The organism is Dietzia cinnamea NBRC 102147 (genome assembly GCF_001571065.1).
Taxonomy (GTDB): domain Bacteria; phylum Actinomycetota; class Actinomycetes; order Mycobacteriales; family Mycobacteriaceae; genus Dietzia; species Dietzia cinnamea.
Genome location: NZ_BCSW01000007.1, coordinates 1 through 12,816, shown reverse-complemented (window position 1 = coordinate 12,816; position 12,816 = coordinate 1). Strand labels below are relative to the sequence as shown.

The window sequence follows — 12,816 nt, the reverse complement described above, 5'->3', positions numbered from 1 at the left end:
GGGGCTCGTCGTCCGGTTCCGGATCGCCGTCCTCGTGCATCTCCGCATCCATCAGGTACGACGAGCCACCGTCCCCGACCCAGGACCCGTTTGTGTACGTGCCGGTGACGGACGGGCGGCGTCTCCGCGGCACCCGACAGTGGGCGGGAGGCGCTGTTACCCTCGGCCAAGTGAGCGGAGATCACTCTCCGATCACGCCACATGCCCGTCGAAAGGAGACACATCCATGGGTTCTGAAGCTCTCGGATCGCTCGGTTCGCTCGCCGCGGGGTCACTCGCGGCGCCCATCCTCGGCTCGCTCGGCCTCGGCTCGCTTCTCGGTGGGCCCGGCAGCGGCTCCGGCAGCGCGACCGCCTCGCTGACCGGCCTCCTGCCGACCGATCTGCTCGGCGGACTGTCCTAACCACGGCTTCCCGGCGACCCGGGGGCTCCCGCCCCGGACATCTCGGTGTCCGGCGGGCGGGGCCCCCGGGTCGTCGCGTAGATGCGTCGGTGTCGTCGCGTGTGTGAGTAGGTCAGAGCTGGGGTTCAGCGTGGGGCGCGTTTCAGCCGATCAGCCGGACAGCATCGTCGAAGTGCGTGGATTCAACGAGAACATCGTACGAGTCGGCCTCAATCGTCTGCACCGACGAGAAGTCGCGGCGTCCGCCCGTCGAGGCGTGGCCGATGGCGCCGAAGAGCGCGCCCCACAGCGCGCCGAAGCCGAGGGACCAGACGAGGATCCACAGGAAGCTCGCGAGGGGCGCCAGGATGAGGAAGAGAATCGCGAGCAGAAGGCCGAACCACAGACCCGCCAGTGCTCCGCGGCCCGCGGCCTTGCCCGTGGTCAGGCGACCCGTCACCTGCTCGATCGAGCGGAGGCCACTGCCGACGATCCGGACCCGGTCAACGGGGAATCCGCGATCGGACAGTCGATCCACGATCTCTTGCGCCACCGAGTAGTCCGAGACGGTCTGCAGAACCCGGTAGTCGGTATCCGAGTGGTCGTTGCGAGCTGTGGTCAACGTATCGTCCTCCCTCTCCGCGGCGCCTCGGGGCAGCCGCCAAGTAGGTAGAACGTTACTGGTGCAGCTGCGCGCCCGCAATCAGCAGCGAGCAGTCAACGCGCGCCCGAACACCAAAACCGCAGATAGGGCGCATGTGTGATTTATATCACACAAAGCAGCTCATCGGCCCGACCCTGGCAGCTGCGAACCCCCGCCCGACGCGGCATCACGACGCGCCGACATCCGCCTCCAGCGCCCTTCACCCACCGGGGGCCCCTCGCCGCCGCACGCCCGGAACCCTCACGCCGCCAGCCGCCGCCGCCACACCCGAGCGACCACGGCCGACGCGCGCGCCATTTCCGCAGGACAGTGGGCTCGCCCCCGAAAGTCGAACATTCCGGGAAACCCTTTAGCCAGGCGATTTCATTCACTTCTGGAGTTACGTCCGGCAATTCACCAGAAGTAAGTAAAAGTTCCAGCCGAATACCGTGGATTCAAGAGGGAAACTTCGTGATTCTCCGGAGGAATCAAATCAAGAACATGCCACGCCAAGAGGCATACAAGCGCAGCTAGTCGCGTCCGTAAACCCTGTCCGACGCCTGTGGAAATCGACGCCGATCCGGCGCCCGTCAGGGCCTTGCAAACCCTCTCCACTTGAGTAGTGTCATCCTTGTCAGCTAGCCGGAAAGAGCGAGACAATCGCTAGGAAAACGAACTCGCGGAAACGCATAAAAGGCGCGACACTAGCCCATTTCTTACGCAGCAGACACCGAATACACGAACAGAAAAGGATGAACATGAACACCTACACAGTCCCGCTCACCCAGAACATCGGCCTGCTGTACGACGGCTGGAACTTCCTCAGGGGAGCCGACACCATCCTGGGATTCGGACAGAGCATCGACGATCACGTACTCAATCTCGGAAGTATCTCGGAGCTGATCGCCGGCGAGCGGAACCGCCCCTCCCGAGTCGCTCGAATCACCGTGGTGATCGGCCTTCACCACCAGCGCCAGAACCCCCACGCCCGCGCCATCACCGAGCAATACATCCGCTACTGGCGGCGCGACAGGCGCATCACCGTCATCGCGATGGAGAACAACCTCGACGGCAAAGAGAAAGGCGTCGACATGGAGCTCGGCATGCAGCTGCTCGAGATGACCGGCGATCGAACTCTCGACGCGGTGGTGCTCTGTTCAGCTGACCGCGACATGCAACCACGTGTACGGTGCCCGCAAGATGTGGAAGGAGATGGGCCGCGCCGGCCACCAGGTCGCCCGCTGCACCGTTGAACGCCTCATGAGAGCCGAAGGCCTCAAAGGCGTCCAGCGAGCCAAGTCACCGCGGACCACACGCCCGAAGGCCGAAACCGAGCGGCCCGCTGACCTGGTGGAACGTAAGTTCGTCGCCGAGCGCTCAAACCAGCTGTGGGTTGCCGACATCACCTACATCCGCACGTACGCCGGGTGGGTGTACGCGGCGTTCATCATCGACGTCTACTCGCGGATGGTCGTCGGCTGGCAGCTGTCCAAAAATCTGTACACCGACCTGGCTCTGGACGCGTTGAACATGGCGATCTGGCAGCGCACACACGCCGGCGACGACCTCAGCGGACTCATTCACCACAGCGACCGCGGCGTCCAGTACCGGGCACTGCGCTATACCAAGCGGCTCGCCGAGCAGGACCTGGTGGCCTCGGTGGGCTCACGCGGCGACTCCTACGACAACGCACTGGCGGAGGCGTTCAACTCCCTGTTCAAAGCCGAGCTCATCCGCAACCGCCACAAGGGGCCGTGGCGCGACATCGAGGACCTCGAGATCGCCGTCGCCGAGTACATCGACTGGTTCGGGCCATCGACGGATCCACGGCGAGATCGGCTACGTCCCACCGGCCGAGTACGAAGCCCAACACGCCGCGGTCGAACCACTACCAGAGCCCGTCGACGACCTCATCGACACCAGATAACCACCCTCTACAAGACCCGGGGCTTGACAAGTGGAAGCACGTCCGCGGCGACGGCAGCTCGTCATTCGTGACCGTGCTGGTCGACCTCACGCCCGTGGTGGACGGCACCGGACCAGCTCGTCAGCATGGGCCGCACCACGGAGCCCACACGTCGACCAGCACCGGGATGCTCGACTCGTCCACGACCGCGTGGAAGTCAGCGTCGTTCGCGTCCACTACCCAGGGCAGCGGAGTACTGCACCTCCCGCAGCGTGGCGTGCCCTCGGCCACCACCGGCATGCGGTTCCTGGCTCCGCAGTTCCCGCACACAACCGTGGTCGTCCTCTGAGCGTTCGCGGTCATGTCACGGCGTGCCCCTGGGTCGGACTGCCGGACGCGGTCACCACGAGCTCCCCGTCGGCCAGGTCCACCCAGATCGTGCCCCCGTCCGCCGCGTCGCCGCGGATCAGCGCTCGGCCCACCTGGGTCTCCACCTCACGTGAGATGTATCGCCGCAGCGGGCGGGCGCCGTACGCCGGGTCGAAGCCCTGGTCAGCGATGAACCGGCGCGCCTCGGCCGTGACCTCAAGGGTGACCCGCATCTCCGCCAGCCGGACCCGCAGCTCCTCGAGCTGGAGGTCGACGATGCGCTCGATCTCGGCCAAAGTCAGCGGCTTGAACATCACGATCTCGTCGACGCGGTTGAGGAACTCGGGGCGGAAGTGCGACTGCAGGGTGCGCATCACCATCGAGCGGGCCTCGTCCTCGACCTCGCCATCCGCGGTGATCCCCCCGAGGAGGTACTCCGAGCCGATGTTGGACGTCATGATCAGCACGGTGTTGCGGAAGTCGACGGTCCGGCCGTGCGAGTCGGTCAGGCGGCCGTCGTCGAGCACCTGCAGCAGCGTGTTGAAGACGTCCACGTGGGCCTTCTCGATCTCGTCCAGCAGGACGACGGAGTACGGCTTGCGCCGCACGGCCTCGGTGAGCTGACCGCCCTCCTCGTAGCCGACGTACCCGGGTGGCGCACCGACAAGTCGACTGACGGTATGGCGCTCCTGGTACTCGCTCATGTCGATCCGGACCATGTTCTCCTCGGTGTCGAAGAGGGCCGCGGCCAGCGTCTTGGCTAGCTCCGTCTTCCCCACGCCTGTGGGGCCGAGGAAGATGAACGACCCGATGGGGCGATGCGGGTTCTTGATGCCGGAGCGGGCGCGGACGACGGCGTCGGCCACCAGCTGGACCGCCTCGTCCTGGCCGATGACCCGCTCGTGGAGCACCTCGTCGAGCCGGAGCAGCTTGTCGCGCTCTCCCTCCTGTAGGCGGGTGACCGGGATCCCGGTCCAGCGCGACACGATGTCGGCGATCTCGTCGGCGGTCACCACCTCGCGCAGCAGCCGGCGACCGCTCTGCTTGCCCGCGAGCCGCGACTCGGCCGCCTCCAGCCGCCGCTGGATCTCCGGCAACCGGCCGTGCCGCAGGGACGCTGCCCGGTTGAGGTCGTACTCGCGCTCGGCCCGCTCGCTCTCCAGCCGTACCTGCTCCAGCTCCTGACGCAGGGACTGCACCTCGCGCAGCGCCGACCGCTCGGCCTCCCACTGTGCGCGCAGCGCGTCGGCCTCGGCCCGGGCGTCGGCCAGCTCCTTGCGCAGCTCTTCCAGACGGGCCCTGCTCGCCGCGTCCTCCTCCTGCGACAGCGCTGCCTCCTCGATCTCCATCCGGGTCACGCGCCTGGTGAGCTCGTCCAGCTCGGCCGGCATCGAGTCGATCTCGGTGCGGAGCATCGCGCAGGCCTCGTCGACGAGGTCGATGGCCTTGTCGGGCAGGAAGCGGTCGGAGATGTAGCGGTGGCTCAGCGTCACCGCCGCCACCAGGGCGCCGTCGTGGATCTTCACCCCGTGGAAGACCTCGAACCGCTCGCGCAACCCACGCAGGATCGACAGAGCGTCCTCCTCGCTGGGCTCGTCGACCAGCACGGGCTGGAACCGGCGTTCGAGGGCGGCGTCCTTCTCGATGTGCGAGCGGTACTCGTCCAGCGTGGTCGCGCCGATCATGTGCAGCTCGCCGCGTGCGAGCAATGGCTTGAGCATGTTGCCGGCGTCCATCGCACCCTCGCCGGCGCCGGCGCCCACGACGGTGTGGAGTTCATCCACGAACAGCAGGATGTGGCCCTCGGCGCTCTGCACCTCGTTGAGCACGGCCTTCAGCCGCTCCTCGAACTCGCCGCGGTACTTCGCGCCGGCGATCAGCGCACCCATGTCCAGCGCGAAGACGGTCTTGTCCCGCAGGCCCTCGGGGACGTCCCCGTCGGCGATCCGCTGGGCGAGGCCTTCGACGATCGCCGTCTTGCCCACTCCGGGCTCGCCGATGAGGACGGGGTTGTTCTTGGTCTTCCGGGACAGAATCTGGACGGTTCGACGGATCTCGGAGTCCCGGCCGATCACCGGCTCGAGCTTTCCCGACTTCGCGGCCTCAACGAGGTCACGGCCGTACTTGCCCAGCGCCTCGTAGGTCCCCTCGGGCGTCGCAGACGTCACCCGTTGGTGGCCGCGCACCTCGGTCAGCGCAGCCAGGAAGGAGTCGCGTGTCAGGCCCTGGTCCCGCAGGAGCCGCCCGGAGGCTGACTGCGAGCCCTCCTCCACCAGCGCGATCACGAGGTGCTCGACCGAGACGTACTCGTCCTTGAGCCTGCGCGCCTCGCCGTCAGCAGTGTCGAGGAGCCGCGAAAGCCGCTGCGTGACGCGCACCTGTCCAGGCGTCATGCCCGGCCCGCTGACCCGCGGGCGCCGGCCGAGCTCGGCCTCAAGTTCCTCACGCAGTCGGGCCGGGTCGGCCCCGGCGCGTGCGAGCAGCGGCGCGACGAGGCCCTCGGCTTGGTCGAGCAGCGCGAGCAGCAGGTGCTCGCCGTCCACCTCGGTGTGGCCGAAGCGCAGCGCCTTGGTCTGCGCGTCGTGCAGCGCTTCCTGTGACTTCTGGGTCAGTCTGTTCATGTCCATGGAGCGTCTCCTCGTCGTGTCGTGCGCCGTTGTGCGTTCTCCAGCTCCGCGATCCGGTCGAGCAACTGGACGACCAGCCCGATGGCGCAGTAGCCGAGGTTCAGGCTCATCCGCAGCCGCTGGATCCTGGCCATCTCCTTCACCTGGGACGGGTCGAACCACAGGCGACCCTGTGCGTCGCGAGTGACCTGCAGCAGCCCGAGCGCGACCAGGCGGCGCACCAGCTCCGGGTGTACGCCGGTGATCTGCGCATAGCTCTCCAGGCTCAGCCGGTGGGGTCGGGCCAGCGCGAAGCGCGTGGACGCGTTCATTGTCTGCTCCTCGCGTCGAAGCGGGACACCTTGGCGAGCTCTTCGAAGTGCCGCCGCTCGTCGTCGGACAGGGTGCGGGGCACGCGCACCTGCAGCTCCGCGTAGAAGTCCCCGGGCGTGCCCTTCGGGTGAGGGAGCCCACGCCCCTTGAGCCGCAGGCGGCGGTGGCTGGACGACCCGGCCGGGACCTTGACGGTGGCTGCTCCGCCGGGCGTGTCGACGGACACCGACGCCCCGAGAGCGGCTTCCCAGGGAGCGACCGGCAGGAGTGCGTGCACGTCACGACCCTCGACCCGGTAGCGCGGGTGGTCGGCGATCCGGACCACCAGGTAGAGGTCTCCGGCCGCCGCGTCACCGCTTCCCGGGCCGCCCTGTCCCCGCAGCCGGATCCGTTGGCCGTCGACGACTCCCGGCGGGATCGTGACGTCGAGCGTGCGGGGGCCGTCAGGACCCGTGATCGTGAGGCTGCGCTCGGTGCCGCGGTAGGCCTCCTCGACCGAGACCTCCACCTCCGCCTCGTGGTCGGCCCCCGGGACCGGGCCGGGTCCCCAACCGGCCCGGCCCCGGCCGCCCCGCCCTCGCCCACCGAAGATCCCCCCGAGCAGGTCCTCGATGTCGATCTCGTCACCGAAGTCAGCCCCTCCGAAGCCGCCGGACGGCCCACCCCCCGACCACCGGCCGCGTGCGCCTGCCCCCGCATCGGCATAGGCGCGGCCCTGGCGCCAGGCGGCCGGGTCCGCGTCGGGTGGTACACGTCGGAAGTCCTCGCCGAAGGCGTCGTAGCGCCGCCGTTGCTCGGGGTCCGACAGGACGTCGTAGGCCTCGGCGATGTCTTTGAACCTCTCCTCGGCCCCGGCCTGCTTGTTGACGTCGGGGTGGTTCTGGCGCGCCAGCCTGCGATAGGCGCGTTGGATCTCGTCCGGGTCGGCATCGCGAGAGACACCGAGGACCTCATATAAGTCCATGGCCATCAGGAATCCCTGGTCGCCACCACGACCGCAGCCGGACGCAGGAGCTTGTCGTCGGGTCCGTATCCGGGGCGGACGACCTGAACCACGGTGCCGGGCGTCAGCCCCTGACCGGACACGGTGCTGACCGCCTCGTGCACGGCTGGGTCGAAGGCCGTGCCCTCGTCGTCGCGACGTGGGAACCCGAGATCGGCCAGGACGCCGACCGCCTGCGCGAGCACTGCTCGCAGGCCCTCGGCCACCGAACTGGGGTCGGACGACGCGTGCTCGAGCGCCCGCTCGAGGTTGTCCAGGACTGGCAGCCAGCTGGTGGCCACGGTCGCCCGTTCCTGCTCGCGGGCGCGCACCACGTCGCGTGCGCACCGCTTGCGGAAGTTGTCGAGCTCGGCAGCCGTGCGCCGCCACGCGTCTTCGAGCTCGGCGACCTGGCGCGACTGGTCGACGCTCTCGGGCGCTTCGCCTCCCGGTGCCTCGTCGCCCCGCGCCGCGTCTGTCGGGCCTTCGCTCGTCGGTTCCTCGCCGTCGGACATGGCCGTCACTTGGCCGTGAACTCGGCGTCGATGACGTCGTCATCATCGCTGTCAGACGCGGAGCCGGATGAGCCGGCCGCCCCGGTCGACGGTCCACCGCCACCCCGGGCTGCGGCGCCCAGCGCCTGAGTCATCTGGTGGAGCTCCCCGGTCAGCGCTCGGAGACGATCCACGGACTCGTCGCCCTCGACGGCCTGGCGGGCCTCCTCGACCAGCATCTCGGCACGAGCGCGGTCGTGCTCGGGCACGGACGCGCCGGCTTCCTCGAGGGTCTTGCGCACCTGGTAGGCCACGGAGTCGAGATCGTTGCGAGCATCGACCCGCTCACGCAGCGCGGCGTCCTCGCCGCGGTGGGTCTCGGCGTCCCTGACCATTCGCTCGACCTCCTCCTGGCTCAGCGTGGAGGACTCGCTGATGGTCACCTCCTGCTCGGCACCGGTGTCCTTGTCACGCGCCGACACGTGCAGGATGCCGTTGGCATCGATGTCGAAGGTCACCTCGATCTGGGGCACCCCACGCGGCGCGGGGCGGATGTCCTCCAGACGGAACCGTGCCAGCACCCGGTTGTCGGCCGCCCTCTCCCGCTCCCCCTGCAGGACGACGACGTCGACGGCTGACTGGTTGTCCTCCGCGGTGCTGAAAATCTCGGTCCGCCGGGCCGGGATTGTCGTGTTTCGCTCGATGACCTTGGTCATCACCCCACCCATCGTCTCCAGTCCCAACGACAGGGGCGTCACGTCGAGCAGCAGCACGTCCTTCACGTCGCCCTTGATGATCGCCGCTTGGACAGCCGCACCGACGGCCACGACCTCGTCCGGGTTGACAGTCATGTTGGGCTCCTTGCCACCGGTCAGGCGGCGCACCAGCGCCTGCACGGCCGGAATCCGCGTCGAACCTCCCACGAGGATGACCTCGTCGATGTCGTCGGCGGTGACCTTGGCGTCCTCCATCGCCTGCCTGACCGGGCCGAGGCAGCGCTCGACGAGGTCGGCGGTGAGCTGCTCGAACGTCGACCTCATCAGGTTCACGTTGAGATGCTTGGGCCCGGAGGCGTCCGCGGTGACGAACGGGAGGTTGACCGCCGTCTGTGTGACCGCCGACAGGTCCACCTTGGCCTTCTCGGCAGCCTCGAACAGTCGCTGCAATGCCTGCGAGTCGTCGCGGAGATCGATGCCGTTGGACTTCCTGAACTCCTCGGCCAGGTAGTCAACGATGCGCCGGTCAAAGTCGTCGCCGCCTAGGTGGGTGTCCCCCGCTGTCGACCGGACCTCCACCACACCGTCCCCGACGGTGAGGATGCTGACATCGAACGTGCCGCCGCCGAGGTCGAAGACCAGCACGGTCTCGTTCTCGCGCTTGTCCATCCCGTACGCGAGGGCGGCCGCCGTCGGCTCGTTGACGATCCGGAGAACCTCGAGCCCCGCGATCCGGCCGGCGTCCTTCGTGGCCTGACGCTGCGCGTCGTTGAAGTGCGCCGGAACCGTGATGACCGCCTCGGTGACCCGCTCACCGAGGAACTTCCCGGCGTCGTCGACCAGCTTGCGCAACACCTGTGCCGAGATCTCCTCGGGTGCGTAGAGCTTGCCGTTGACCTGGAAGCGCACCGCGCCGTCCGGACCAGCGACGACGTCGAACGAGACGGTGTTCATCTCACTGCTGACCTCGTCGTACTTGTGACCGATGAACCTCTTCGCGGAGTAGATGGTCCCCTTCGGATTCAGGATCGACTGCCGCCTCGCCATCTGGCCGACCAGGCGCTCACCGTTCTCCAGGAAAGCCACCACGGACGGCGTCGTCCGGTTGCCCTCCACGTTCGGGATCACCTGTGGCTGCCCACCCTCCATCGCTGCGATCACCGAGTTCGTCGTTCCCAGGTCGATGCCGACTGCCCTGCCCATGACTACTCCATTCGCCGGAAGCTCGTGTGTGACCATGCTCGGTCAGGGGCCACGTCACCGGCATCCCGTGAACGGGTGATCTCTGAGGGGGCAGGTCTCCCGCTATCCCATGGGAAGGTGATGCTGCAGCGCCAGCACGGTCAGCTCGACTCGCGTGTGGATGTCAAGCTTGAGGTACACGTGCTTCAGGTGGGCGTCCACGGTGTGACGCGAGAGGCGGAGCTTTGTGGCAATAGCGCGGTTGGTCATGCCCGCAGCGACACCGGCCACGACGCGCAGTTCGCCGTCGGTGAGCGACCCCCACCCTCGGTCCAGGTCCTCGTCGCCGTGCGAACCCGCGCTGACCATGGGGTACCGGCTCGCCTCGGTGAGGCGGGCCGCGGGGTACTCCGCCGGCCGCAGGTAGTGAGGGTTGTCGATCACCGTGCCGTCTAGCAGGACCTTGGGGTGCGTCTGGAGCACCTGGACGAGCATCCTCGCCCCGAACTTCTGGAGGTCGTAGAGGCAGATGAGAATGGCGGGCATCTCCTCGACCACGCGGTTGAGGGACGACTCGTAGACGAACAGGTCGTCCCAGCCCGGAACGCCGGGCAGCACCCACGACATCTCGCCGACGGCTCTGATGAGGTCGAAGTTGTCGGCGCTCGCCTTGTCCACGCGGCCGGACAGGAAGCTCACCATGCCCTCGACGCTGAACTCCCCCGAGCGCAGGTAGGCGTCCGACGCGCGTTCGACGTCGAGCTGCGCCGAGCGTCGCGAGTAGTCGGCGCCGGGCTGCCCGACGGCTCGGTCCCGGACCAGCGCCGGCTCGACGTCGTCGATCAGGCACAAACATTTGTCGCCATGCCTCAGCCCCTCCTCGAGGAAGGGGTACAACAGCCGGTCGCGCTCGGCTGGACCCGAGTAGAGCGCGCAGAAATGAGTTCCCGAACTCACAGCGCCGACGCCGGGGATCCCGAGACTCAGACCGTTCATGCTCGCCACCGTTCGATAGGTCGATTGGATGGATCGCACGCTAGCGCATTCCGCAGCGGGCGTGGCCCTGAACCACGTGGATCAGGGATGTCCTGGCCCTGGGACATGTGTTAGGGACGTGCTTCGGAAAGCAGAGTTCTGATGATCGGGTAGCGCGAGTATGAGCATCGGATAGCGGTGCCGGTCATCGTGTGCTCGTGTCGGTTCTACGCGTGGCAACCAGGCTGCGCGTGATTCCGAACAGGAGGCACGGTGACTGATTACCGATTGGTGATGTCGCTACTGCTGCAGGACAGGTCCTACCGGGACATCGAGGCGATCGCGGGTTGCTCGCACCGCACGGTCGCGAAGGCGAGGAAGGTGTGCCGCGAGCACGGGCTGACCGCCGTCGATCAGGTCGAGGCGCTCAGCGGCGAGGAGATTGACGCCTTGTTCACCGATGGGCGCAAGACGCCGTCGGCGGAGTTCGTGGCCTTCGACGTGGCGGCGACCGTGAAGAAGCGCACGGGCAAGAACAAGCTGCCGCTGCGGGTGCTGTGGGCCAACTACCTCGACAGCGACGGATCGCCGGGGCAGCGGCACTACAGTTATCAGCGGTTCTGCCAGATCGTCGGCACGTACGTCGAGGTCAGCGAGCTGACGATGCGGATCGCGCATGTGCCCGGGCACACGATGCAGGTCGACTGGGCGGGCACGAAGATGGCGATCTTCGACCCCGTCATCGGTACCAAGACCACAGTGTCGGTGTTCGTGGCGTCGCTGCCGTACTCGGGGATGGTCTTCTCCTCGGGCTGCCTGGACGAGAAGATGCCGAACTGGCTCGACGCGCACCTGCAGGCCTTCGAGTACTTCGGCGGCGCGGCGCAGGTGATCGTCCCGGACAACGCCTCGACGGCATCGAACCAGATCGCCCGCGGCGACCGGGCCCGCGAGGTCAACCGTGAATACCGCGACTTCCTCGAGTACCACCAGACCGCCGCGGTGCCCACTCGGCCGGTGCGCCCGACAGACAAGGGGCACGTCGAGGCCGGGGTGAAGGTGGTGACGAACTGGGTGATCGGACGGCTGGCCGATCGGCGCTTCGCCAGCCTGGACGATCTGAACGAGGCGATCGCCGCCGAGGTGGAGGCGATCAACGACCGGATCCCGTTCCGCGGCCAGAAGACCAGCCGCCACGAGCTGTTCACCGAGCACGAGCAGTCGGAGCTGATCGCTCTGCCCGAGGTCCGCTGGCAGCCGGTCATCTGGAAGAAATCCAAGGTCAACCGGGACTATCACGTGGAGATCGCCACGGTGAAGTACTCGGTGCCCTACACCTTCGCCGGCCAGCACGTCGACGCGGGTGATCACCGGCCCCACACTGGTGGTCATGGCTGGCGGCGAGGTCATCGCCTCCCACACCGTCTCCGGTAGTCGGCACGCCTTCGTCACCGACCCTGACCACGTGCCCGCCCAACACCTGCAGTCATCCGACCTGTGGTCGCGGGCCTACTTCGTACGCCAGGCCCACAAGATCGGACCGAACACCGTCGCCGCGATCAGCGAGGTCCTCGATCGTCAGCGCATCGAAGCGCAGGGCTACCGCTCGTGCCAGAACATCCTCGCCCTGGCCCGCGGCGACAACAAGCAGCTCCTCGAGCGGGCCTGCGGGCAACTCGTCTCCGAGACCGCACGCCGGGCGATCAGCTACACCGCCGTCAAACAGCGACTGGCGGCCCTGCGGGCCCAGGCCGCGGCCCGACCCACGACGACGGAGGCGCCGCCGGCAACGACGGCCCGGGTGGAGCCGCCGGCAGGGCGGCGAGATACCACCGGGGCGCATCTGGCCGGGCCCGAGCAGTTCAGTCTCGCCGCCCTGACCGGCCGCCCCAGCACCGGCATCGCGGGGAAGGAGGAGCTGCAGTGACTGATCGTCATCTCACCGACGCCGACATGCCGCTGTTCACGCAATTGCGGATGACCGCGCTCGGACAGACCGTCATTGACCTGGCCAACGATCCCGCCTGCGACGAGTGGACCTTCTCCGAGAAAATCTTCCACGCCCTGGACAAGGAGATCACGGCCAGGCAGGAACGCCGGACCCAGAAACTACTCAAGGCCTGAAAGATCGCCAAACCCTGACGCCTGCGTAGAAGAGATCCGCTACCTGCCTGACCGCAACGTCAACCGCGAGCTAACCCCGGTGGTTCACGGGGATCTGCGGATCG

Annotated in this window: 13 protein-coding genes and 1 pseudogene; 6 read left to right on the top strand and 8 right to left on the bottom strand. The window is 67.7% G+C overall.

Features of this window, described 5'->3' with window-relative positions:
* The first annotated feature begins 226 nt into the window (after positions 1 to 226).
* Positions 227 to 403 (top strand): hypothetical protein, encoded by a 177-nt coding sequence (locus DCI01S_RS17525; protein WP_167349538.1) that lies wholly within the window; start codon positions 227 to 229, stop codon positions 401 to 403.
* 142 nt (positions 404 to 545) lie between these two features.
* Here DCI01S_RS17525 and DCI01S_RS04290 read toward each other — a convergent pair whose 3' ends face one another.
* A complete protein-coding gene (locus tag DCI01S_RS04290; protein WP_061228114.1) occupies positions 546 to 1,004 on the bottom strand; it encodes a YflT domain-containing protein in 459 nt (152 codons plus the stop codon).
* Between the two features lie 773 nt (positions 1,005 to 1,777).
* On the opposite strand from DCI01S_RS04290, the gene DCI01S_RS04285 reads away from it, so the two are divergent.
* Together DCI01S_RS04285 and DCI01S_RS04280 are read left to right on the top strand one after the other, a co-directional pair.
* Complete coding sequence (locus DCI01S_RS04285; protein WP_061228113.1) at positions 1,778 to 2,278, top strand: NYN domain-containing protein; 501 nt, start codon at positions 1,778 to 1,780, stop codon at positions 2,276 to 2,278.
* Positions 2,226 to 3,023 (top strand): IS3 family transposase, encoded by a 798-nt coding sequence (locus DCI01S_RS04280; protein ID WP_082767637.1) that lies wholly within the window; start codon positions 2,226 to 2,228, stop codon positions 3,021 to 3,023. The genes DCI01S_RS04285 and DCI01S_RS04280 overlap by 53 nt, the downstream gene beginning before the upstream one ends.
* 49 nt (positions 3,024 to 3,072) lie before the next feature.
* Here the strand turns inward: DCI01S_RS04280 and DCI01S_RS18120 are convergent, their stop codons facing one another.
* From DCI01S_RS18120 to DCI01S_RS17810, 7 genes are all read right to left on the bottom strand, one after another.
* Complete coding sequence (locus DCI01S_RS18120; RefSeq protein ID WP_198150746.1) at positions 3,073 to 3,231, bottom strand: thioredoxin family protein; 159 nt, start codon at positions 3,229 to 3,231, stop codon at positions 3,073 to 3,075.
* Between the two features lie 59 nt (positions 3,232 to 3,290).
* The gene (gene clpB, locus DCI01S_RS04270) at positions 3,291 to 5,927 is read right to left on the bottom strand and encodes an ATP-dependent chaperone ClpB (protein WP_061228111.1); all 2,637 of its coding nucleotides are present in this window, start codon (positions 5,925 to 5,927) and stop codon (positions 3,291 to 3,293) included.
* Entirely contained in the window at positions 5,918 to 6,238 is a 321-nt protein-coding gene (locus tag DCI01S_RS04265; protein WP_061228110.1) for a chaperone modulator CbpM, read from the bottom strand. Before DCI01S_RS04265 ends, clpB begins: the two co-directional genes overlap by 10 nt.
* The gene (locus DCI01S_RS04260; protein ID WP_061228109.1) at positions 6,235 to 7,209 is read right to left on the bottom strand and encodes a DnaJ C-terminal domain-containing protein; all 975 of its coding nucleotides are present in this window, start codon (positions 7,207 to 7,209) and stop codon (positions 6,235 to 6,237) included. Before DCI01S_RS04260 ends, DCI01S_RS04265 begins: the two co-directional genes overlap by 4 nt.
* The gene (locus DCI01S_RS04255) at positions 7,209 to 7,736 is read right to left on the bottom strand and encodes a nucleotide exchange factor GrpE (RefSeq protein WP_061228172.1); all 528 of its coding nucleotides are present in this window, start codon (positions 7,734 to 7,736) and stop codon (positions 7,209 to 7,211) included. Before DCI01S_RS04255 ends, DCI01S_RS04260 begins: the two co-directional genes overlap by 1 nt.
* 5 nt (positions 7,737 to 7,741) lie before the next feature.
* On the bottom strand, positions 7,742 to 9,634 hold the full coding sequence (gene dnaK / locus DCI01S_RS04250) for a molecular chaperone DnaK (RefSeq protein ID WP_061228108.1): 1,893 nt from the start codon (positions 9,632 to 9,634) through the stop codon (positions 7,742 to 7,744).
* Between the two features lie 102 nt (positions 9,635 to 9,736).
* Positions 9,737 to 10,609 carry an MEDS domain-containing protein gene (locus DCI01S_RS17810; RefSeq protein ID WP_082767635.1) on the bottom strand — a complete coding sequence of 291 codons (873 nt, stop codon included), beginning with the start codon at positions 10,607 to 10,609 and terminating at the stop codon, positions 9,737 to 9,739.
* 252 nt (positions 10,610 to 10,861) lie between these two features.
* On the opposite strand from DCI01S_RS17810, the gene istA reads away from it, so the two are divergent.
* From istA to DCI01S_RS04235, 3 genes and pseudogenes are all read left to right on the top strand, one after another.
* Complete coding sequence (gene istA / locus DCI01S_RS04240; RefSeq protein WP_244881645.1) at positions 10,862 to 12,022, top strand: IS21 family transposase; 1,161 nt, start codon at positions 10,862 to 10,864, stop codon at positions 12,020 to 12,022.
* The gene (locus DCI01S_RS17805; RefSeq protein ID WP_244881644.1) at positions 11,979 to 12,515 is read left to right on the top strand and encodes a hypothetical protein; all 537 of its coding nucleotides are present in this window, start codon (positions 11,979 to 11,981) and stop codon (positions 12,513 to 12,515) included. The genes istA and DCI01S_RS17805 overlap by 44 nt, the downstream gene beginning before the upstream one ends.
* Positions 12,512 to 12,816 (top strand): annotated as a pseudogene (locus DCI01S_RS04235) (ATP-binding protein); the annotation flags it as partial. The gene DCI01S_RS17805 and the pseudogene DCI01S_RS04235, both read left to right, overlap by 4 nt.

Bases quoted from the DNA above. Each gene is read 5' to 3' on its own strand.
- DCI01S_RS17525 (WP_167349538.1), top strand. From the start codon at position 227: ATGGGTTCTGAAGCTCTCGGATCGCTCGGTTCGCTCGCCGCGGGGTCA.
- DCI01S_RS04285 (WP_061228113.1), top strand. From the start codon at position 1,778: ATGAACATGAACACCTACACAGTCCCGCTCACCCAGAACATCGGCCTG.
- DCI01S_RS04280 (WP_082767637.1), top strand. From the start codon at position 2,226: ATGTGGAAGGAGATGGGCCGCGCCGGCCACCAGGTCGCCCGCTGCACC.
- DCI01S_RS18120 (WP_198150746.1), bottom strand. From the start codon at position 3,231: ATGCCGGTGGTGGCCGAGGGCACGCCACGCTGCGGGAGGTGCAGTACT.
- clpB (WP_061228111.1), bottom strand. From the start codon at position 5,927: ATGGACATGAACAGACTGACCCAGAAGTCACAGGAAGCGCTGCACGAC.
- DCI01S_RS04265 (WP_061228110.1), bottom strand. From the start codon at position 6,238: ATGAACGCGTCCACGCGCTTCGCGCTGGCCCGACCCCACCGGCTGAGC.
- DCI01S_RS04260 (WP_061228109.1), bottom strand. From the start codon at position 7,209: ATGGCCATGGACTTATATGAGGTCCTCGGTGTCTCTCGCGATGCCGAC.
- DCI01S_RS04255 (WP_061228172.1), bottom strand. From the start codon at position 7,736: ATGTCCGACGGCGAGGAACCGACGAGCGAAGGCCCGACAGACGCGGCG.
- dnaK (WP_061228108.1), bottom strand. From the start codon at position 9,634: ATGGGCAGGGCAGTCGGCATCGACCTGGGAACGACGAACTCGGTGATC.
- DCI01S_RS17810 (WP_082767635.1), bottom strand. From the start codon at position 10,609: ATGAACGGTCTGAGTCTCGGGATCCCCGGCGTCGGCGCTGTGAGTTCG.
- DCI01S_RS17805 (WP_244881644.1), top strand. From the start codon at position 11,979: ATGGCTGGCGGCGAGGTCATCGCCTCCCACACCGTCTCCGGTAGTCGG.